The following is a 19,044-nucleotide window of genomic DNA, read 5'->3' as shown; positions in this document are numbered from 1 at the left end:
CGCTGCGGCTAGAGAGCGAATGAGGCCGTTTCGCGTTCCTCGCTCATTTATGAACGTCCAGTGCTTTTATTCAAGGGCAGCCTTGCATTACTAACAAGGCATTGCGATCTGCTGTGCAAGAATCCACCGCAACGGCGAAACATTCTTGCCTATTACGGCACTTTATATAGAAGCTGGCGCGACCGAATTAAAGAAAGGCTGAGGCTCTGTGCGTGCCGAACTCGATGTCATCGACATAAAGATTCTGAGAGAGCTGCAGGCGGACGGCCGCATGACCAATGTCGAGCTCGCCGACCGCGTTGGCATCTCGGCGCCGCCATGCCTTCGCCGCGTGCGCAAGCTTGAGGAAGCCGGCATCATCGAGGGCTATCACGCGATGCTGAACAGCCCGAAGCTCGGCTTCGATCTCGTCGCCTTCTGCATGGTCGGTCTGAAGCACCAGTCCGAAGCCAACCTGAAAGCCTTCGCCGCCGCCACCTCCAACTGGCCGCTGGTCCGCCAGGCCTGGATGGTCTCCGGCGACAGCGACTTCCTGCTGCATTGCGTGGCGGAGAATTTGACCCGCTTCCAGGACTTCGTGATCGAGGTGCTGACGGCGAACGAGCATGTCGATACCGTGCGCACGATGCTGACGATCCGGCAGGTCAAGCGGTTGGGACTGGTTGAGGTTTAAGGGGCAGGCTATGCTCACTGCCGAAAATACGCTGCTTTGCATCTTCTCCTATAATATGGGGCAGACCTTGGAGCGGTGTATCTTGTCGACGCTCAAGATGTGCCCGGGCTTTGATCTGGCGATCATCGATGATCAGAGCGAGGACGAACAGACGAGGGCGGTCATCGACAGGTATCGCGGTTCGTTCCGGTATTGCCTGACATCGGAAGGTGCCAAAGAAGGGCGCCGCCACGGCCACTTATACAACAACATTCAAAGAATGTGCGAGCTGGCAGGCGCTCAGGGCTACGAGTATATCTTCCTGATTCAGGACGACATGCAGTTCGTGCGGCCGATGGATGAGGCTATTTGCCAGCAATATTACGATCTGTTTAACAGCGATAAAATGGTTCTGCAGGTCGATCCCCGGTTCCTGCGGAAGGGATACGAGTATGAAATATTGGAGCCGCAGCGCGCTTACGCGTTTCCAGCAGGCGACCCGCGCCGTTCCTATGCTGACGTAGGCATCATCCGGCTATCTGTGTTAAATTCGCTCAAGTGGGAATTTCGCGACAGCGAAGCCGACAACAAGAAAATATTGAGCCGTTTGGGATGCGTCCGGTTGTTTCCCTTCACCCCGATCATGATGCATGTACCGTTTCCGGTCTCATATCGCGGCGGCAAGAAGAAGCGTTCGCTTCTGCCGTTTTACCGGGGGACCTACGAGTTTCATGAGCTTTCGCAGCGTCAAAAGCGTGCGATGGATGAGCGGGATCTGTCTGACATCCCTTATTTTAGAAAGTTTCTGCGGCCGAAGAACATGTATCTGGCCCGGCTCGTCTATGCGCTGGTGACCGATGCATCAGCGCTTAGATGATCGGGGCGCGTCTGTGAGCAGAGGAACCTTGCAGCGGCTGACCAATCGCTTCAGCGCTAAACTGGAGAAGAGGCGAGGCCGCGTGGTCGGAAAGTTTCGCCGGCTGTTTGGCCTGACCTATGTGTCGCCGTTGAGCGAGGCCGATATGTTCGAAGCCCTCCGGTTCAAGTCCGTCGCCTTGGTTGGCAATGCGCGTAGCCTGTCTGAGAGTGATTTCGGCGCGTCGATCGATAACCACGACCTCGTCATTCGCTGCAATCAGGCGCCTATGCCTGACAAGCGTTCTCACGGGGCAAGAACAGACTGGATTGCGACCAGCATAGAACTCGATCGCCAGATCATGGCGCAAAAGGGAGCCAGCCACCTGTTGTGGATGTCGCCGCCACGCAACGCGCTACCGGGCTGGATATTGAAGTGGCCGAATTTTTTCCTTTACCCGTCTGCGAGCCACAAGGCACTCTGCGCTAAAGTTGGCAATAGGCCGACGACAGGGCTGATGCTGATCGATCTGCTCGAACGTTCGCCCTGCTTGGCGGTGTCGCTGTATGGCTTTGACTTCAACCGGAGCCTGTCATTGTCCAACGAGCATAACAGCCGCGAGACACCGCACGACTACGGCACAGAGGAAAGCTATGTCCGGAAGCTCTTGGCTTCCGATCACCGATTCTCGCGGAATATTAATGCTTGAAGATTGAGGCGCAGGCGACGTAATTTCGTCAGCGGCGATCGTCGGCCAGGGCCCGAATGCGGTCGAAAAGTCTGGAAGCATCGATGCTGGCCCTGTGGAGCGCACTGGTTATCGTTTTTTCTTCTTCCAATGTGTAGGCAAACTCTTCCGGTCTTCTCAAACGCTCCTGAAGCTGGCCGATTTCGGTCAGGCGGCTTTCATCTAGGCCAAGATCTTTGAGCAGGGCTTTTGTCTTCCAGGAATTGGATTCCAGAGCCAGGAAGGGCGTGCCTGACAGAATGCAGAGGCATACGGCATGAAAGCGGCCTGTCACATGCAGGTAGCCATGCTGAAGCGCGTTGATGAAACCGGCCTCGTCCTTGTTGAACCAGACATTGCGCATCTTTAGTCTGAAAGCTTCCGCATGGAGGCGAATGTAGGCCTCGCGTAACATTTTCAGCGGTGCTGGGAAATGTGGTTTGCTGGCCTTGATGGTCTTGAGGATTGGCAGCAAACGCGCGTCAGGGCGGGATGCAGCCAGATCAAGCAGGGCTTTCGATACCTCTCGAGACACTGAGTCTCCAACAAGAAGCATATCGCGCGCAACTGTGGCATTGGGGCTGATGGGGCCGCTGCAAAGCGAGAGGTCCGGCAGGAAGTCGATTTTTCGGCCAGCGGCAGCGGATGCGGCCTCGGCGCTCCAGGAATCACGGGTCGATATCAAATCTATGCGCTCAAGATATTGGGCCCATTCCGGTGGGTTTTCCTGGTAGAGCGCATTGATCAGGGCGACCGGCTTTTGGCCGCGCGCCGGATGAGTGGCTATCCGCAGCAAGCGTTCACCGGCACGAGCTCCATGATGCAGCGTGCCCTCGCCATTGATGATGATGAGGTCGCATTGAGCTATGGCACGCAAGAGCGGTCTGTCGTGTTCCCAGTCGTTGCGGACAATGCTATGTGCAGCGATGTTGATTCCGCGACTGATGAGATTGTCTTCTATCGTGCGCATCACACGGAAACACCCGAAATGATTGTCGCCGCGCGTATCGTTCAAAATGACTGCATTTATTGACAATACGGTGCCTTCCCAGGTCGCCATCCATTGAACTATCGATGCTTTTAAAGCGTTTACCCTCTCGCAGAATACCTATCAACTTTTGCATGCTTGACGCCTGCCGGTGCGTTTGCGATTTCCTGTTTGAATGGCAAAGTAAATGGTGGGCAAGGAAGGCCTTATTGTGCTGGGATCCGAACGGCCGTGGCGCCGGTCCATCTTTAGAATTCTTATGTACGTTCTTTGGGGTAGAAGCGGAGCGCATACTCAGGACTGGCTGCCCGGTCTCTCTTTGACCATTCCACAGCAGCCATTTGAGACCGGAACCATCGTCTATCGCGGGAATAGCATTTCGCCCTTGTTGCACCCCGCTGTCTTGAAGAACTCTGCAAGTCAGGAAATTTTCATCATCGGCTCGGGCCCTTCTCTGCGGTCGAACGATTTGTCCCTTATTGGTCCGCGCACGGCTATCCTGCTGAACGGGGCGATCAGCCTGTTGACGGAAGGGATCGATGCGCCCCTCGCTATCGCCATAGAGGATGAGCGCTTTGTCTGGCGGCATTTCCAGCTTATGGCCGAAAAGATTCGGGCGGGAAGTACCTGCCTGTTTTCGACGGCGGTTATCCGCGCCATATGCGAAATCAATGACGACTGGCTTGCTGACAAGACCGTGATCCTGATCGACAACATTCGCAAACCTTACGGCGGCAAGCGGCGGGAATATCCTCAGTTGGCTGACCTGAACTTCGTACGGGTCCATGCCGACGAGGCCGGATTTTCATCCGATCCATCCAAAGGGGTCTTTCAAGGTGGTTCGGTGGCAGTTAGCGCATTTCAGTTTGCTGCTTACTGCAAACCGGCGACCATCGGTTTCTTTGGCGTCGATATTTCCAATGCGAACGGGCCGCGCTTCTACGAGAGAATTGGTAGCATCGCGAAGTCAGGAATAGCGAATGCGAAGCGGCGCATTCTCTCCCACATCTCGCTTGGCATAGGCGCCTGCATCGCTCAGGGAACTGAAGTGCTGAATTTCTCGCCGATTTCCGCACTGTCTGAATGCGGCCTGCCGTATGATTCACGCTATGCTTGGGCTTCCGCGCAGAAGGATGATTTGGCCGTCGAACATAGTGAATGATGCATATCGTTCGCGAATTCAGACGCTAAGCTGTGCTCCGGGGCGATCTGCCGCGCCTATATCGAGCTTTTCAAGCGCGGGCCGTAGTTTGCGTCAGGCGGAGCGGTAGACGGCGGCGATGCGCTTGGCTTCCATGTCGATCTGGAAATCTTCAAGAACGTGGGAAAGCCCTTTTTGGGCCAGCGTTTCGCGCAGCGGCACATCATCCATGTAGAGCGCCGCCGCGCTTGCCATAGCCTCGAGGCTGTCGCGTGCAATCATGGCCTCCGGGCCATCGCCGCTATTCACCAGCAACTCCGGAAACGCCCCGACATCCGTGGCGATGACAGGCACGCCCGATGCCATTGCTTCCAGCGGCGTCAGACCAAAGCCTTCCCAGCGTTGGGGGGCGATGAAGAGGTCGAGGGCGCGGTACCACTCGTTGATATCGGTGTGCTCGCCGACGAAAAGGATGCGGTCTGTAAGGCCAGCTGCGATGACGCGGGTTTTCAGGCTGTTTTCGAAATCAATATGCTTGGCGGTGGCGCGGCCGGCGATGATGGCGATCCAGTCCGGGCGATCCGGGAGGAGGCGGATCATGGTGTCGACGAAGAGGTCGGTGCCCTTCTGATGCCGCACACGGCCGAAGCAGCCGGCGATTTTCTTCGTGGAGTCGAGGCCGACGGCTGCCTTTGCCGCCGCCTTGTCAGCAGGCGGAGAGAAGCGGGCAGTGTCGATGCCGTGAAGGATGACGGTGTTCGCGACTTCGAGATAGGCCGAGGTCTTGCCGCTGGTGGCGATGACGGCGTCCATTTTCGAGATCAGCCATTTGGTCCAGCCGGTATGCTTGCGCTGGGAGGCCGAGGTGAAAACGATCTTCAGCTTCATGCGCAAGAGATCGCGCAAGATGATCGCCGGCAGCATCTCGACATTGCGCCGCGCGTGCCAGACGCGATGCTTCCTGCCTGTTGGCGGCGTCCAGAGATGGATGAGGTCGCGGAAGCGGATATGCGGCAGGCTTGCGGGCAGGCCAGGGCCGAGCGCGGCGATCTTCTGGCCGAGCGCCCGCTGCACGGGAATCAACTGAATGATCGTCGACGTGACGCCGGACAGGCGCCGCTTGAAGTTCGGCGCGATGATCTCGACGTCACGGATATCGATGATGGCGGGGTCGCGATCTGCGGCCACGGAAGATCAGCCCCAGGAAACCTGGAGGATTTCATAGGCCTTCGAGCCGCCGGGCGCGTTGACCTCGATGGAATCGCCGACTTCCTTGCCGATCAGCGCGCGAGCGATGGGCGAGGAGATGGAGATGCGGCCGGCCTTCACGTCGGCTTCCTGATCGCCGACGATCTGGTAGGTCTTTTCTTCCTCGGTGTCCTCGTCGATGAGCTTCACCTTGGCGCCGAATTTGATCTTGTCGCCTGACATTTTGGAGAGATCGATGACTTCGGCGCGTGCCGTCAGGTCCTCGAGCTCGCCGATACGGCCTTCGTTATGGCTCTGTGCTTCCTTGGCGGCGTGATATTCGGCATTTTCCGACAGGTCGCCATGAGCACGCGCTTCGGCGATCGCTTCGATGATGCGGGGACGCTCTTCCTGCTGGCGCCAGCGCAGTTCTTCCTGCAGCTTGACGAAACCACCCTGCGTCATCGGTACCTTATCTACCATTTTCCCGTCCTTTGATCTTCGTGTCTTCCGGTAGGCACAGACACAAAAGAAAACAGGTCCCGAAGAGAACTTCGGAACCGTGCAAACCATCCTAGTTGCTTTGCTTATAGCAGATCGCAAATGGCGATTGCCATAAAATTCGTATCGGGATCTCCAACCTAGCGCTGTATTCGCAGCCGTTTCCGGCAAAAGCCCGTGGTTCGCTTGACTTTTAGCAATGGAACATATAGTGAACAAAATGATGAAGAAGACGCTGAAAGAAAGACTGGCGATCCTTTCGGATGCCGCGAAATACGATGCCTCCTGCGCTTCCAGTGGCACCACGAAGCGCGATTCGGGGGCGAGCGGCGGCCTGGGTTCGACGGAAGGTTCCGGTATCTGCCACGCCTATGCGCCTGACGGGCGCTGCATCTCGCTCTTGAAGATCCTGCTCACCAATTTCTGCATCTATGACTGCGCCTTCTGCATCAACCGCTCGTCCAGCAATGTCGAGCGGGCGCGCTTCACGCCTGAGGAGGTGGTCTGGCTGACGCTGGAATTCTACCGGCGGAACTACATCGAGGGGCTGTTCCTGTCGTCGGGGATCATCCGCTCATCCGATCACACGATGGAGGAGATGGTGCGGGTAGTGCGGGAGCTGCGCGTCACCCATAATTTCCGCGGCTACATCCATCTGAAATCCATTCCCGAGGCGTCTGCGAAGCTGATCGAGGAGGCGGGGCTCTACGCCGACCGCCTGTCGCTCAATATCGAGCTGCCGACCGATAGCGGCATCACCCGTCTTGCCCCGGAAAAGAAGCCGTCCGGCATCCGCCGGTCGATGGGCGATCTCCGGCTGAAGATCGAGGAAGCCGGCGAGCCGACGCTGCAGACGAAGCGGCGCAAGCGCTTCGTGCCGGCCGGCCAGAGCACGCAGATGATCGTCGGCGCCGATGGCGCCAGCGATGCCACCATTCTCGGCACCAGTGCCCGACTCTACGGCAGCTACGGGCTTCGCCGCGTCTACTATTCCGCCTTCAGCCCGATCCCGGATTCGTCGAAAAACCTGCCGCTGATCAAGCCGCCGCTGATGCGCGAGCACCGGCTCTACCAGGCCGATTGGCTTTATCGCTTCTACGGTTTCGGGATCGACGAGATCACCGCGACGCAGGAGGGCGGCATGCTGGATCTCGATCTCGATCCGAAGCTTGCCTGGGCGCTTGGCCACCGCGAGCAGTTTCCTGTCGATATCAACCGGGCCGCCAAGGAAATGCTGCTGCGCGTGCCGGGGCTCGGCACCAAGGCGGTGAAGGGCATTCTCTCCGGCCGCCGTTTCCGCAGGCTTCGCATCGAGGATCTGGCGCGGCTCGGCGTGTCGATCAAGAAGGTACAGGCCTTCGTGACGGCCGAAGGGTGGACGCCGAAGCGGCTGATCGAGCGGCCGGATCTGCGCGCCATGTTCGAACCGAAACCCGAACAGCTGCAGTTGCTCTGATGCTGAAGGTGGCGTTGCAGGGCAAGGGTGATTTTTTGGAGTGGCGCGATGCCGCCCGGTCGCTGGCACTGGCAGGCATTCCACCCGAGGATATCGAGTGGCGGGAGAGGGGCGGCGACAAGCAGCTGTTCTGGGAGGAAGACGTGCTGCCGCCGCAGCCTGCCGGCGGCAAGCCGATGACGGTGCCGCAGGCCTTCATCGATCTGGCATCCGCGGTCATCTGCCATTGCGATCCGGTGCGCTTCTCGCTGCTCTACCGGCTGCTCTGGCGGCTGCAATCCGACAAAAAGCTGCTCAATATCGTTTCCGACGAGGATGTGTCGCGAGCCCGCCTTCTGGAAAAGAGCGTGCGCCGCGACGCGCACAAGATGACCGCCTTCGTGCGGTTCAAGGAGGTCGGCAGCGGTATCTCGATGAACGGGCGGCGGAAGTTTCTCGCCTGGTTCGAGCCGGATCATCATATCGTCGTGCGCAAGGCGTCGTTCTTCCAGCGGCGGTTCAACGACATGGACTGGATCATTCTGACGCCGAAGGGTTCGGCCGGGTGGGACGGCGTGAAACTGACGACCAGCCACGAGCCCTGCGAGAAGCCTGATCTCACCGACGATGCCGACGAATTGTGGCGCACCTACTATGCCAATATCTTCAACCCGGCGCGGCTGAAGGTGAAGGCGATGCAGGCGGAAATGCCGAAGAAATACTGGAAAAACCTGCCGGAGGCCGATCTCATTCCCGGGCTGATTGCCAATGCGGAGAGCCGGGTGATCGAGATGGCCAAACGCCAGGCGAGCACGCCGCAGCCCTTTCACGATCGCCTGCAGGAAGCGGCGCGCAACCAGCCGCAGCCGGAGCCGTCGCCTGCCGGGACGCTCGAGGCGCTGCGGGAGCAGGCCGCCGTCTGCACGCGCTGTCCGTTGCATGCCAAGGCGACGCAGACGGTGTTCGGCGAGGGCCCCGGGAATGCCGATGTTGTTTTCGTCGGCGAGCAGCCGGGCGATCAGGAGGATCTGGCGGGGCGCCCGTTCGTCGGGCCGGCCGGCAAGGTGTTCGATCAGGCGATCGAGGCAGCCGGTATCGACCGCTCGGCCCTTTATGTCACCAATGCGGTCAAGCATTTCAAATACGAGCCGCGTGGCAAGCGGCGCATCCACCAGCGCCCCAATATGGGCGAGGTGCAGCATTGCCGCTGGTGGCTGAAGCTGGAGCTCGATCTGATCAAGCCGAAAATCGTCGTGGCAATGGGCGCGACGGCGCTCGCTTCGCTGACGGAAACGAAGCACAAGCTGACCGATATCAGGGGGCAGGCGATGCGGATGGCGAACGGGCGGCTGCTGTTCACCACCGTCCATCCATCCTATCTGCTGCGGCTCCCCGATGAGCGCGACAGGGCGGAGCAGACGGCGCTGTTCCAGCGGGATATGGTGGAAATACAGAGGCTTATGGCGACGCTTTCGAAAACTGATTCCGCTGCCTGATAATCTGATTCAAAAAGGCCCCAAGAGCTGTCGGTTGCGGGCCGCCTCAAGCGTCCTTTGCCTGAGGTAACGATAAGGGAGACTGCAGTCATGGCACTGAAGCGGATGGACAACATCGGCATCGTCGTCGACGATCTCACGGGAGCGATCGCGTTCTTTGGCGAACTTGGTCTGGAACTCGAAGGGCGCGCCACGATCGAAGGCGCGTGGGCGGGGCGCGTCACGGGGCTCGGCGATCAGCATGTCGAGATTGCCATGATGCGTACGCCGGATGGCCACAGCCGGCTGGAACTCTCCCGCTTCATCCGGCCCGAGGTCGTGGCTGATCATAGGAATGCGCCTGTCAACGCCTTCGGCTATCTCCGCGCCATGTTCACCGTCGATGATCTCACCGAAACGCTCGAGCGGCTTCGTGCATGTGGTGCGCAGCTGGTGGGAGACGTCGTCAGGTACGAGGATGCCTATCTGCTTTGCTACATCCGTGGGCCCGAAGGGTTGCTGATCGGGCTTGCCGAGGAACTCGGCTAAGGCGAGATCAACGATGGCATCTGAGCGCCGCCGTTATGGGTTCGAAGCGGCGCCATTCGTATCCGTCACCGGCAGCGACGTCATGAACGCGGCGATCAGGCTGGCGGTCTTCTCAGGCGCTTCGATCTGCGGGATGTGATTGACGCCGTCGAGCACGGAAAGCTGTGCCTTCGGCAGCAGGCTGGCGATCTCTTCGCCCTGCGCCAGCGGCGTGACGCTGTCTTCCTTGCCCCAGATGAGGAGCGCCGGCTTTTCGAAGCCGCGGTAATTTTCCGCTTTGAAAGCGCGCGAATTTTCCTCGTTGCCGAACAGGCCGGTGACGAACCAGTCGGCGATCGCGTGGCTGGTGCCCTTGACGTCAAGTGGGCGACTATAGACCGCGATCCGCTCAGGCGTCGCGACAGCGTCGTCATCGGCGACGAAATCGCGCAGGCCCTTGCCGATCATCAAGGGGTTGGTGAAGGTGGCGGCGATGATGGCTTCGCGCAGGCCGGGTGCCGAGAAAAGCAGTGCCAGCGGCGGTTCGGCGGGCGGGCGTCCGAGGCCGAGTGCGACGTCGAGCAAGACGAGGCCGGAGATGCGGTCCGGCTGGGTCAGCGCGGCCTCGACGGTTGCGCCGCCGCCGAAGGAATGGCCGAGCAGCACGAATTGCTTTAGCCCCGCGGCATCGGCAAAGGCCAGGATGCGCCGCGCCTGTGCCTGACGGGAGTAATCGCCGGAAGAGGGGCGTTCGGAATAGCCGAAGGGAGGCAGGTCGGGGGCGATGACGCGGAAGCCGTCATTCCCCAGCCGTTCGGCGATCGGCGCCCAGGTTTCCGACCATGCCATGGCGCCGGGGATGAGCAGGATTGCGGGACCGCTCTGTGGTCCCCATTGCTTGTAGTGGAGGTCGAGGCCATCGGCCTGGAGATATTGGCCGGGCTCGCCATTGCGGCCCGGCGGCAGGCTTTCACGCCAGAGCGATGCGGCGTAGAAACCAGCGAATACGAGAAGCGCGATGCCGATGACAGCTCCTGCTATACCGGCAAGAATTTTGGCGATGCGGATGCCGATGCTTTTCATGCGTGCTCCCCCGCCGCACTGTTACATGCGGCGAGGAATAGCAGAAAGCCGGTTAATTTCGCGATTAGGCAAAATAGCTCTGCAGCGGGCGGACTTCGAGATTGCCGGCGCGCAGCGCCTTGATCGCCATGGCTGCGGCTTCGGCGCCGGCCATCGTCGTGTAGTAGGGCACCTTCTGCATCAGCGTGGCACGGCGGAGCGACTTCGAGTCCGAGATCGCCTTGTTGCCGTCGGTCGTGTTGATGACGAGCTGAACCTGGCGATTGCGGATGGCGTCCTCGATATGCGGGCGTCCCTCCAGAACCTTGTTGATCTTCGTCGCCTCGATGCCATTTTCGCCGAGGAAGCGGGCGGTGCCGCCGGTTGCCAGAACCTTGAAGCCTTCGCCGACTAGGATGCGGATCGCCGGCAGGACGCGCGGCTTGTCGGCATCACGCACAGAAACGAAGACCGTGCCGTCACGCGGCAGTTCGACGCTGGCGCCGAGCTGCGACTTGGCGAAGGCCAGCGCGAAATCGGTGTCAAGGCCAATGACTTCGCCGGTCGAGCGCATTTCCGGGCCAAGCAGCGTATCGACGCCCGGGAAGCGGGCGAAGGGGAAGACGGCTTCCTTGACGGCGATGTGCTTCAGGTTGCGGGGATCGGGCTTTTCGCCGTAAGCGGCAAAGGTCGCATCGAGCTTCTCACCGGCCATGGCGCGCGCGGCGATCTTGGCGATCGGCGCGCCGATGGTCTTGGCGACGAAGGGAACCGTGCGCGAGGCGCGCGGGTTGACTTCGAGCACGTAGACGGTGCCGTCCTTGATCGCGAACTGGACGTTCATCAGGCCGACGACGTTGAGCGCCTTGGCCATGGCCTTCGCCTGACGCTCCAGCTCGTCGAGCATTTCCGTCGACAGCGTGCGCGGCGGCAGCGAGCAGGCCGAGTCGCCGGAGTGAATGCCGGCTTCCTCGATATGCTCCATGATGCCGGCGACATAGGCGTCGGTACCGTCGGAGAGGCAGTCGACGTCGACTTCGATGGCGTTCGACAGATAGCTGTCGAAGAGCAGCGGGTTCTTGCCGAGCAGGGTGTTGATCTGGCCGGTCTTGTCGTTCGGATAGCGCTGCTTGATGTCTTCAGGCACCAGTTCCGGCACGGTATCCAGCAGGTAGGTCTGCAGCATCGATTCCGAATGGATGATCTGCATGGCGCGGCCGCCGAGAACGTAGGACGGGCGCACGACCAGCGGGAAGCCGATTTCGGTGGCGACGAGGCGGGCCTGCTCGACCGAGTAGGCGATGCCGTTGTTCGGCTGCGTCAGGTCGAGCTTGACCAGCAGCTTCTGGAAGCGGTCGCGGTCTTCGGCAAGGTCGATCATGTCAGGCGCGGTGCCCAAGATCGGGATGCCGTTTTTCTCCAGCGCCTCGGCAAGCTTCAGCGGGGTCTGGCCGCCGAACTGGACGATGACGCCGACGACTTCGCCCTTTTCCTGCTCGGCGCGCAGGATCTCGATCACGTCTTCGGCCGTCAGCGGCTCGAAATAGAGGCGGTCGGAGGTGTCGTAGTCGGTCGAGACGGTTTCCGGATTGCAGTTGATCATGATGGCTTCGTAGCCAGCGTCGCGGAGTGCGAAAGCGGCATGGCAGCAGCAATAGTCGAACTCGATGCCCTGGCCGATACGGTTGGGACCACCGCCGAGGATGACGACCTTCTTGCGGTCGGAAACTTCGGCTTCCGAGCGTGCAGCGCCGACGAAGGGCGTTTCGTAGCTCGAATACATGTAGGCGGTCGGCGAAGCGAATTCGGCGGCGCAGGTGTCGATGCGCTTGAAGACCGGGCGGACGTTCAGGCTGTTGCGCAGCTCGGCCACTTCCTTCGGACGCTTGCCGGAGAGGGTCGCCAGACGAGCGTCGGAGAAGCCCATGGCCTTGAGGCTGCGGAGATTGGCGGCATCCTGCGGCAGGCCGTGCTCGCGGATGCGGGCTTCGGTATCGACGATCGCCTTGAACTGGGCGATGAACCACGGATCGATCTTGCAGCCTTCGTGCACTTCTTCCGGGCTCATGCCCTGGCGCAGCGCCTGGGCGACCATGCGAAGACGATCCGGCGTCGGCGTGCCGATGGCGGCGCGGATGGCGTTCTGGCTGGATTCACCCTCTTCGACGCCAGGGATCTCGATCTCGTCGAGGCCGGTGAGGCCGGTTTCGAGGCCGCGCAGCGCCTTCTGCAGCGATTCAGCAAAGGTACGGCCGATCGCCATGACTTCGCCGACCGACTTCATGGCGGTGGTCAGGACAGGTGAGGCGCCCGGGAACTTCTCGAAGGCAAAGCGCGGGATCTTGGTGACGACGTAGTCGATTGACGGCTCGAAGGAGGCCGGCGTTGCGCCACCGGTGATGTCGTTGTCGAGCTCGTCGAGCGTGTAGCCGACGGCGAGCTTGGCGGCGACCTTGGCGATCGGGAAGCCGGTGGCCTTCGAAGCCAGCGCCGAAGAGCGCGAGACGCGCGGGTTCATTTCGATGACGACGAGGCGGCCGTCCTTCGGGTTGACGGCGAACTGGACGTTGGAGCCGCCGGTCTCGACGCCGATCTCGCGCAGAACCGCGATCGAGGCGTTGCGCATCATCTGGTATTCTTTGTCGGTCAGCGTCAGGGCCGGGGCAACGGTGATCGAATCGCCGGTGTGGACGCCCATCGGATCGATGTTCTCGATCGAGCAGATGATGATGCAGTTGTCCGCCTTGTCGCGGACCACTTCCATTTCATATTCCTTCCAGCCGAGTACCGATTCCTCGATCAGCACTTCGGTGGTCGGCGAGGCATCGAGGCCGCCGCCGATGATTTCGAAGAATTCCGAGCGGTTATAGGCAATGCCGCCGCCGGTGCCGCCCATGGTGAAGGACGGGCGGATGATGGCGGGCAGGCCGACGACGTCGATCGCCTGTGCGGCGATCGCCATGGCATGGCTGATATAGCGCTGCTTGCGGTCTGTCTCGCCGAGGTTCCACTGGTTTTCGAGTGCGTCGAGCGCCTTGTCGAGATCGGCGCCGGACAGGCTTTCCTTGAGCTTGTTGCGCTCGGCCTCATGCGTCTTGCGGTCGAGATCCTTGATGTCGGTGGCGTTGGCCAGCATCGAGCGCGGAGTTTCCAGGCCGATACGGTCCATGGCTTCGCGGAAGAGGGCGCGGTCTTCGGCCATGTCGATGGCCGCGGGCTTGGCGCCGATCATCTCGACATTGTAGCGGTCGAGAACGCCCATGCGCTTGAGGGAAAGTGCGGTGTTGAGTGCCGTCTGGCCGCCCATGGTCGGCAGCAGCGCGTCCGGGCGCTCCTTGGCGATGATCTTTGCGACGACTTCGGGGGTGATCGGCTCGACGTAAGTGGCGTCGGCCAGGCCCGGATCGGTCATGATCGTTGCCGGGTTGGAGTTGACGAGGATGACGCGGTAGCCTTCCTCCTTCAGAGCCTTGCAGGCCTGGGTTCCCGAGTAGTCGAATTCGCAAGCCTGGCCGATGACGATCGGTCCTGCGCCGATGATGAGGATCGATTTGATGTCTTGGCGCTTCGGCATGGCAATATCCGTTTCTAGCTGCGCAGAAACCCGGCCAGGGTGGGAGGCACCGGGTCGGGTCGCGCATTGAGGGTCTTTTCAGGCTAGAAGCGGCTTATAGGCAAAGCGAAACCGAAACGGAACCCCATAATTCAAGGAATCGACAGGAATTAAGAGGCGACATGCCTGCTGCGTATGGCCATGCATCTGAAATTCTCTTATAGGTTGATTTAATGTATTGTGATGAAGGTACGTGCAGTTTGATGCCGCGATCACGCTTGTTTCTGATTTGCCTGACTTTGGTCTCTTATCCAGCACTTCTCATTCTGGCGGCCTTATTTGGCCTGGATGTTGATTATGAAGCTTTCGTGTTGCCCGCGGCGTGTATTGCAATCTTGGCGATAGTAAATGCCAGATATTGCTCGTTAAGACAGAAGCCGTTTCTGCGTGAGATGACTGAGCCTCTGTTGCTTGGCGTTTTGTTGGCTGTACCGACACTGCTATCAACCTACCTCGCAGCCCACGCCGGGATTCCACTTGCCGACCAATGGCTTTCCGCAACTGACCGGGCGCTCGGTTTTAACTGGCGATCATTTATCGACCTCGTCGACCAGCATCTGATCGTCGCCCGATTGCTGGAATTCAGCTATGATTCATTCACTCCACAGCTCATCGTGATGCCTGTCCTGCTGTCGTTTATGGGAGGGGTGGACCGGTCTTACCGGATGGTCTGCGCCTACGCACTGATCTGTTTCGGAGCCAGTTTTATCGCCGCATGGGCTCCAGCCATTGGTGCATACCCCTACTACCAGATACCGATCGGTTCACTGTCGAACATCAATGTGTATCACGGCTACTTTTTTCTCGATGAGTTCAATGCTGTCCGTGGGGATGCGGATTTCGTTTTCACGATGGGAAAGGTGAAAGGTATTTTGACGTTTCCCTCGGTGCATGCTGGTATCGCAGTCCTCTGTGGCTGGGCGGCCTGGAGGCTTAAATATCTGCGATATCTTTCTCTCGTCCTGAATGCCGGCATGGCAACTGCGGCGCTAAGCCATGGCAGCCATTATCTGGTTGATATCCCCGCGGGCATTGCGCTGGCATGCCTGTGTATCGCGGTCGTGAATGTGGTGTGCGGACCGTCGCCGGTCTGGGCGGCCCGCCTTTCACAAGCGACCTGAGCCTGAGCTGGCCGCCGGTATCACCAGCGCCCGGATCTCGCCTCCCGGCGCTGGATTGGTGATTGCCTCCAGGGCTTCTTCCAGGCCGATCCTGCGGGAAATCAGCGGCTCGACCTTGATGGCACCTGAGGCGATCAGATCGGCGGCGCGGGCGTGGGTGAAGGGGTTGACGAAGGATCCGAGCAGGCGGATTTCCCGGAACAGCAGGTCGAAGGGTTCGATCGAAACCGTTGCGCCTTGCGGCATGACGCCGAGGATGACGGCGGTGCCGCCTTTTCGGGCGAGGCGGGGCGCCTGCTCGATGGTCTCCGGAACGCCGGCGCATTCGATGACGACATCGGCGCCGCCAGGCAGAATGCCATTCCTGCCGCAGATCAGCTCGACGATATCGCCGGCCGACGGATCGACGGTCGATGTTGCGCCGAGTTCTTCGGCGAGCCGACGCTTTTCGGCGTTGCGTGTAGCGAGAACGACGCGCGTTGCGCCGGCAAGGCGGGCGAGCTGCACGACCAGCAGGCCGATGACGCCGCCGCCGAGCACGACGACCGATTGGCCGGTCGTGATACCGGCCGTGTCGACGCCATGGATGCAGCACGCCAGCGGTTCGCAGAAGGCACCGTGCAGCGGATCGAGACCGGCTGGCAGCGCGTAGGCCTGCGTTTCCGGCATGCAGACATAATCGGCGAAGCCCCCGTCGCGGTGGATGCCGATGGCGCGCAGGTTGCGGCAGAGGTTGACCCGGCCGCGCTGGCATTCCGGGCAAAGGCCGCAGGAAATGTTCGGATCGCCTGTAACGCGCATCCCGGCCCGGAAATTCTTCACGCCGGAACCGACCGCCTCGACGATGCCGGTGAATTCGTGTCCGAGGATGACGGGCGGCGTCGAGGGAAATTCGCCGTGGAAAAGATGGCGGTCGGTGCCGCAGATGCCGCAGGCATCCACCTTGACCAGGATATCGTTCGGGCCGGGAACCGGCTTTTCGGCTTCCACCACGGCAAGTCTGCCGGTTGCTTCCAGACGCAGGGCCTTCATGATTTTCTCCTCGCTCCGACGCCATCAGGCGCCAAAATGGGCTGATGCGTCAAGGCTTGACGGCAAGGCCCACGGAGGAGAGCCGAAAGAGTTGGCACTCGCCTCTTGCGCGGCGCTTCATCCGGCGGAAAGATCTTGGCGTTGCCGAGGAGATAGTAGATGACCCTAGAACCCTTGCTCGATGCGCAGCCTGCAATCCAGATCCATGTTGCAACGGTCGTGCCGGCCGCCTTGCTCGGCGCCTATCTGCTGTCGCGGCCCAAGGGCACGCCGCGGCACCGGTTGCTCGGCAAGATCTGGATGGGGCTGATGGTGATTACCGCGCTTTCCACCTTCTTCATTCACGAGCTTAATCTGTTTTACGGTTTCAGCCCCATTCACCTGCTGTCGATCGCCACGCTGTTCGGTGCCTGGCAGGCGATTGCTGCAGCCCGGCGCCACGATGTCGTCAGGCATCGCCATATCGTCCGCTCGATCTATTTCGGCGGCATCGTCATTGCCGGGCTGTTTACCTTGCTGCCGGGGCGGATCATGAACTCAGTGGTGTTTTCCGGGCACGACATGGTCGCGCTTGCCGCGGGGCTTGTGGTGACCTCTGCCGCCGCAGCCATCGTGCTCTCTTCGCGAATGCGGCCGGCGGCATGAAGCCGCTGGAATTCACAGTCGCGGCGGATATATAACTGTTGGCTGCAGAGGTGCATTTGGCACTGCCGGGGAGAGTTGAGATGGAATGGAAGGGCCGCCGTCAATCGGACAATATCGAGGATCGCCGCGGAGACCCTTCCAGCGGTGGTTTTGGCCGCGGAGGCGGGTTCAGCTTTCCCTCGGGCGGCATGCGCCGCGGCGGGGGCGGGCTGTCGATCGGCACAATCATCTTCCTCGTCGTCATCTATTTCATCTTCAAGGCGATGGGCATCGACCTGATGCAGGTGATGGACGGCACGATGAATGGCGGCTCCGGCTACGAACAGAGCCAGTCGCAGGGCAATGGAACGCCTGCCAATGACGACATGACGGCCTTCGTGCGCACCGTGCTTGCCGATACCGAAGATACCTGGACCGGCATCTTCCAGGCATCCGGACAGACGTATGAGAAGCCGGCTCTGGTGCTGTTCTCGGGCTCGACGCGCTCCGGCTGCGGCGCTGCATCAGCCGCATCCGGCCCATTCTACTGCCCCGTCGACCGCAAGGTCTACCTCGATACGGATTTCTTCCGCCAGCTCAGCCAGCAGTTCGGCGCCAAGGGCGAATTTGCCGAGGCCTATGTCATCGCCCACGAAGTCGGCCATCATGTTCAGAACATTCTCGGTGTGCTGCCGAAGTTCAACGAGGCCCGCCAGCGGATGAGCGAGGTCGATGCCAACAAGATGTCGGTGCGCGTCGAGCTGCAGGCCGATTGCTTCGCCGGGGTCTTCGCCAAGTTTGAGCAGCGCAAGGGCTATATCAATCCAGATGATATCCAGGACGCGCTGAACGCCGCCCAGCAGATCGGCGACGATACGCTGCAGAAGCGCAGCCAGGGCTATGTGGTGCCCGACAGCTTCAACCACGGAACCTCAGCGCAGCGCGTCAAATGGTTCAAGCAGGGCTTCGACAGCGGCAAGGTTTCGGCTTGCGACACCTTTAGCGGTCCGGTCTGAGCCGGGAGGCTCCGCCTCTCCGGCGGAGCCATCCGATTAGCGTTCACTATCCATATGCTTCAGCTGCACGTCCGGATAACGGGCGCCCGCAGCGGCGTCCTTTGGCACGGCGCGCTCGATTGCCGCGATGTCGTCCGCGCTGAGCTCAACAGCGCTTGAGCCGAGTGCTTCGGTCAGCCGGTCGCGGCGGCGGGCGCCGATCAGCGGGACGATATCCTTGCCTTGTGCCGCGACCCAGGCGATGGCGATCTGGGCGACGCTGATCTGCTTTTCCGCAGCGATCTTGCGCAGTTCCTCGACGAGAGCGAGGTTCTGATCGATATTGGCAGCCTGGAAGCGCGGGCTGACGGCGCGGAAATCGCCTTTGCCGCCATCCTGGCCCTTCTGCCAGTGGCCGCTGATCAGGCCGCGCGACAGCACGCCATAGGCGGTGATCGAGATGCCGAGTTCGCGGCAGGTGGGCAGGATCTGATCCTCGATGCCGCGGGAGATCAGCGAGTATTCGATCTGCAAGTCGGCGATCGGGTGAACGGCTGCAGCGCGGCGGATGGTATCCGCGCCGACTTCGGACAGGCCGATATGGCGGACGTAGCCGGCCTTGATCATGTCGGCGATGGCACCGACGGTTTCCTCGATCGGCACGTTCGGATCGAGACGGGCAGGGCGGTAGATGTCGATATAGTCGGTGCCGAGCCGCTGCAGCGAATAGGCGATGAAATTCTTCAGCGCTGCCGGGCGGGAATCATAGCCGTTCCAGGCGCCGAGCGGATCGCGCAGAGCGCCGGTCTTGACGCTGATGATGAGGTCCTTGCGCTTGCGGTTCTTCAGCGCTTCGCCGATCAGCATTTCGTTGTGGCCCATGCCATAGAAATCGCCGGTATCGAGCAGGTTGATCCCGGCATCCAACGCGGCGTGGATCGTCGCAATGCTTTCGGCCCGGTCGGCGGGTCCATACATGCCGGACATACCCATGCAGCCGAGGCCGATGGCGGAGACTTCGGGGCCGGTCTTTCCCAGGCGATAGGTTTGCATTGTCTTCTCCTTGTGATGCGTTCGGCACTCTTTCTATCGGCTGCGGATGTGTG

17 protein-coding genes are annotated in these 19,044 nt (G+C 60.6%); 10 read left to right on the top strand and 7 right to left on the bottom strand.

What is annotated here, in order from left to right; all coding sequences use genetic code 11:
- Nucleotides 1-208: 208 nt before the first annotated feature.
- The 3 genes from AC1DIJ_RS06770 to AC1DIJ_RS06760 are packed head-to-tail and all read left to right on the top strand — an operon-like array spanning nt 209 to nt 2,217.
- Nucleotides 209-673, top strand: a complete 465-nt coding sequence (locus tag AC1DIJ_RS06770) for an Lrp/AsnC family transcriptional regulator (RefSeq protein WP_112386306.1) — start codon at nt 209-211, stop codon at nt 671-673.
- A gap of 10 nt (nt 674-683) precedes the next feature.
- Nucleotides 684-1,529, top strand: a complete 846-nt coding sequence (locus tag AC1DIJ_RS06765) for a glycosyltransferase (RefSeq protein ID WP_112386307.1) — start codon at nt 684-686, stop codon at nt 1,527-1,529.
- Between the two features lie 28 nt (nt 1,530-1,557).
- The gene (locus AC1DIJ_RS06760) at nt 1,558-2,217 is read left to right on the top strand and encodes a glycosyltransferase family 29 protein (RefSeq protein ID WP_162705926.1); all 660 of its coding nucleotides are present in this window, start codon (nt 1,558-1,560) and stop codon (nt 2,215-2,217) included.
- 28 nt (nt 2,218-2,245) lie between these two features.
- Here the strand turns inward: AC1DIJ_RS06760 and AC1DIJ_RS06755 are convergent, their stop codons facing one another.
- A complete protein-coding gene (locus AC1DIJ_RS06755; RefSeq protein ID WP_112386309.1) occupies nt 2,246-3,295 on the bottom strand; it encodes a polysaccharide pyruvyl transferase family protein in 1,050 nt (349 codons plus the stop codon).
- Between the two features lie 115 nt (nt 3,296-3,410).
- Here AC1DIJ_RS06755 and AC1DIJ_RS06750 point away from each other — a divergent pair, with 115 nt between their 5' ends.
- Nucleotides 3,411-4,385 (top strand): glycosyl transferase, encoded by a 975-nt coding sequence (locus AC1DIJ_RS06750; protein ID WP_112386310.1) that lies wholly within the window; start codon nt 3,411-3,413, stop codon nt 4,383-4,385.
- Between the two features lie 93 nt (nt 4,386-4,478).
- On the opposite strand, the gene AC1DIJ_RS06745 is transcribed toward AC1DIJ_RS06750, so the two are convergent.
- Nucleotides 4,479-5,528 carry a glycosyltransferase family 4 protein gene (locus AC1DIJ_RS06745; protein WP_112386344.1) on the bottom strand — a complete coding sequence of 350 codons (1,050 nt, stop codon included), beginning with the start codon at nt 5,526-5,528 and terminating at the stop codon, nt 4,479-4,481.
- A gap of 30 nt (nt 5,529-5,558) precedes the next feature.
- The gene (gene greA, locus AC1DIJ_RS06740) at nt 5,559-6,035 is read right to left on the bottom strand and encodes a transcription elongation factor GreA (RefSeq protein WP_112386311.1); all 477 of its coding nucleotides are present in this window, start codon (nt 6,033-6,035) and stop codon (nt 5,559-5,561) included.
- Nucleotides 6,036-6,276: 241 nt separating this feature from the next.
- Here greA and AC1DIJ_RS06735 point away from each other — a divergent pair, with 241 nt between their 5' ends.
- From AC1DIJ_RS06735 to AC1DIJ_RS06725, 3 genes are all read left to right on the top strand, one after another.
- A complete protein-coding gene (locus tag AC1DIJ_RS06735) occupies nt 6,277-7,509 on the top strand; it encodes a putative DNA modification/repair radical SAM protein (RefSeq protein WP_112386345.1) in 1,233 nt (410 codons plus the stop codon).
- Nucleotides 7,509-8,984 carry a UdgX family uracil-DNA binding protein gene (locus AC1DIJ_RS06730; RefSeq protein ID WP_112386312.1) on the top strand — a complete coding sequence of 492 codons (1,476 nt, stop codon included), beginning with the start codon at nt 7,509-7,511 and terminating at the stop codon, nt 8,982-8,984. Before AC1DIJ_RS06735 ends, AC1DIJ_RS06730 begins: the two co-directional genes overlap by 1 nt.
- Before the next feature lie 90 nt (nt 8,985-9,074).
- Complete coding sequence (locus AC1DIJ_RS06725; protein ID WP_112386313.1) at nt 9,075-9,512, top strand: VOC family protein; 438 nt, start codon at nt 9,075-9,077, stop codon at nt 9,510-9,512.
- A 33-nt stretch (nt 9,513-9,545) separates the two neighbouring features.
- Here AC1DIJ_RS06725 and AC1DIJ_RS06720 read toward each other — a convergent pair whose 3' ends face one another.
- Both AC1DIJ_RS06720 and carB read right to left on the bottom strand, forming a co-directional pair.
- Nucleotides 9,546-10,574, bottom strand: coding sequence for an alpha/beta fold hydrolase (locus tag AC1DIJ_RS06720; RefSeq protein ID WP_112386314.1), 1,029 nt, complete (start codon nt 10,572-10,574; stop codon nt 9,546-9,548).
- Between the two features lie 64 nt (nt 10,575-10,638).
- The gene (carB, locus tag AC1DIJ_RS06715; RefSeq protein WP_112386315.1) at nt 10,639-14,127 is read right to left on the bottom strand and encodes a carbamoyl-phosphate synthase large subunit; all 3,489 of its coding nucleotides are present in this window, start codon (nt 14,125-14,127) and stop codon (nt 10,639-10,641) included.
- A 212-nt stretch (nt 14,128-14,339) separates the two neighbouring features.
- Here carB and AC1DIJ_RS06710 point away from each other — a divergent pair, with 212 nt between their 5' ends.
- A complete protein-coding gene (locus tag AC1DIJ_RS06710) occupies nt 14,340-15,287 on the top strand; it encodes a phosphatase PAP2 family protein (protein WP_112386316.1) in 948 nt (315 codons plus the stop codon).
- On the opposite strand, the gene AC1DIJ_RS06705 is transcribed toward AC1DIJ_RS06710, so the two are convergent.
- A complete protein-coding gene (locus tag AC1DIJ_RS06705; RefSeq protein ID WP_112386317.1) occupies nt 15,273-16,319 on the bottom strand; it encodes a zinc-dependent alcohol dehydrogenase family protein in 1,047 nt (348 codons plus the stop codon). The genes AC1DIJ_RS06710 and AC1DIJ_RS06705 overlap by 15 nt on opposite strands.
- Nucleotides 16,320-16,478: 159 nt before the next feature.
- Here AC1DIJ_RS06705 and AC1DIJ_RS06700 point away from each other — a divergent pair, with 159 nt between their 5' ends.
- Entirely contained in the window at nt 16,479-16,964 is a 486-nt protein-coding gene (locus tag AC1DIJ_RS06700; protein ID WP_112386318.1) for a DUF2306 domain-containing protein, read from the top strand.
- 80 nt (nt 16,965-17,044) lie between these two features.
- Nucleotides 17,045-17,959 carry a KPN_02809 family neutral zinc metallopeptidase gene (ypfJ, locus tag AC1DIJ_RS06695; RefSeq protein ID WP_112386319.1) on the top strand — a complete coding sequence of 305 codons (915 nt, stop codon included), beginning with the start codon at nt 17,045-17,047 and terminating at the stop codon, nt 17,957-17,959.
- Between the two features lie 36 nt (nt 17,960-17,995).
- On the opposite strand, the gene AC1DIJ_RS06690 is transcribed toward ypfJ, so the two are convergent.
- On the bottom strand, nt 17,996-18,991 hold the full coding sequence (locus tag AC1DIJ_RS06690; protein ID WP_112386320.1) for an aldo/keto reductase: 996 nt from the start codon (nt 18,989-18,991) through the stop codon (nt 17,996-17,998).
- Nucleotides 18,992-19,044: the final 53 nt, after the last annotated feature.

The organism is Rhizobium sp. 10N427, assembly GCF_056394605.1.
The sequence above is the reverse complement of the archived record's forward strand: the minus strand, read 5'-3'. Positions and strand labels throughout refer to the sequence as shown.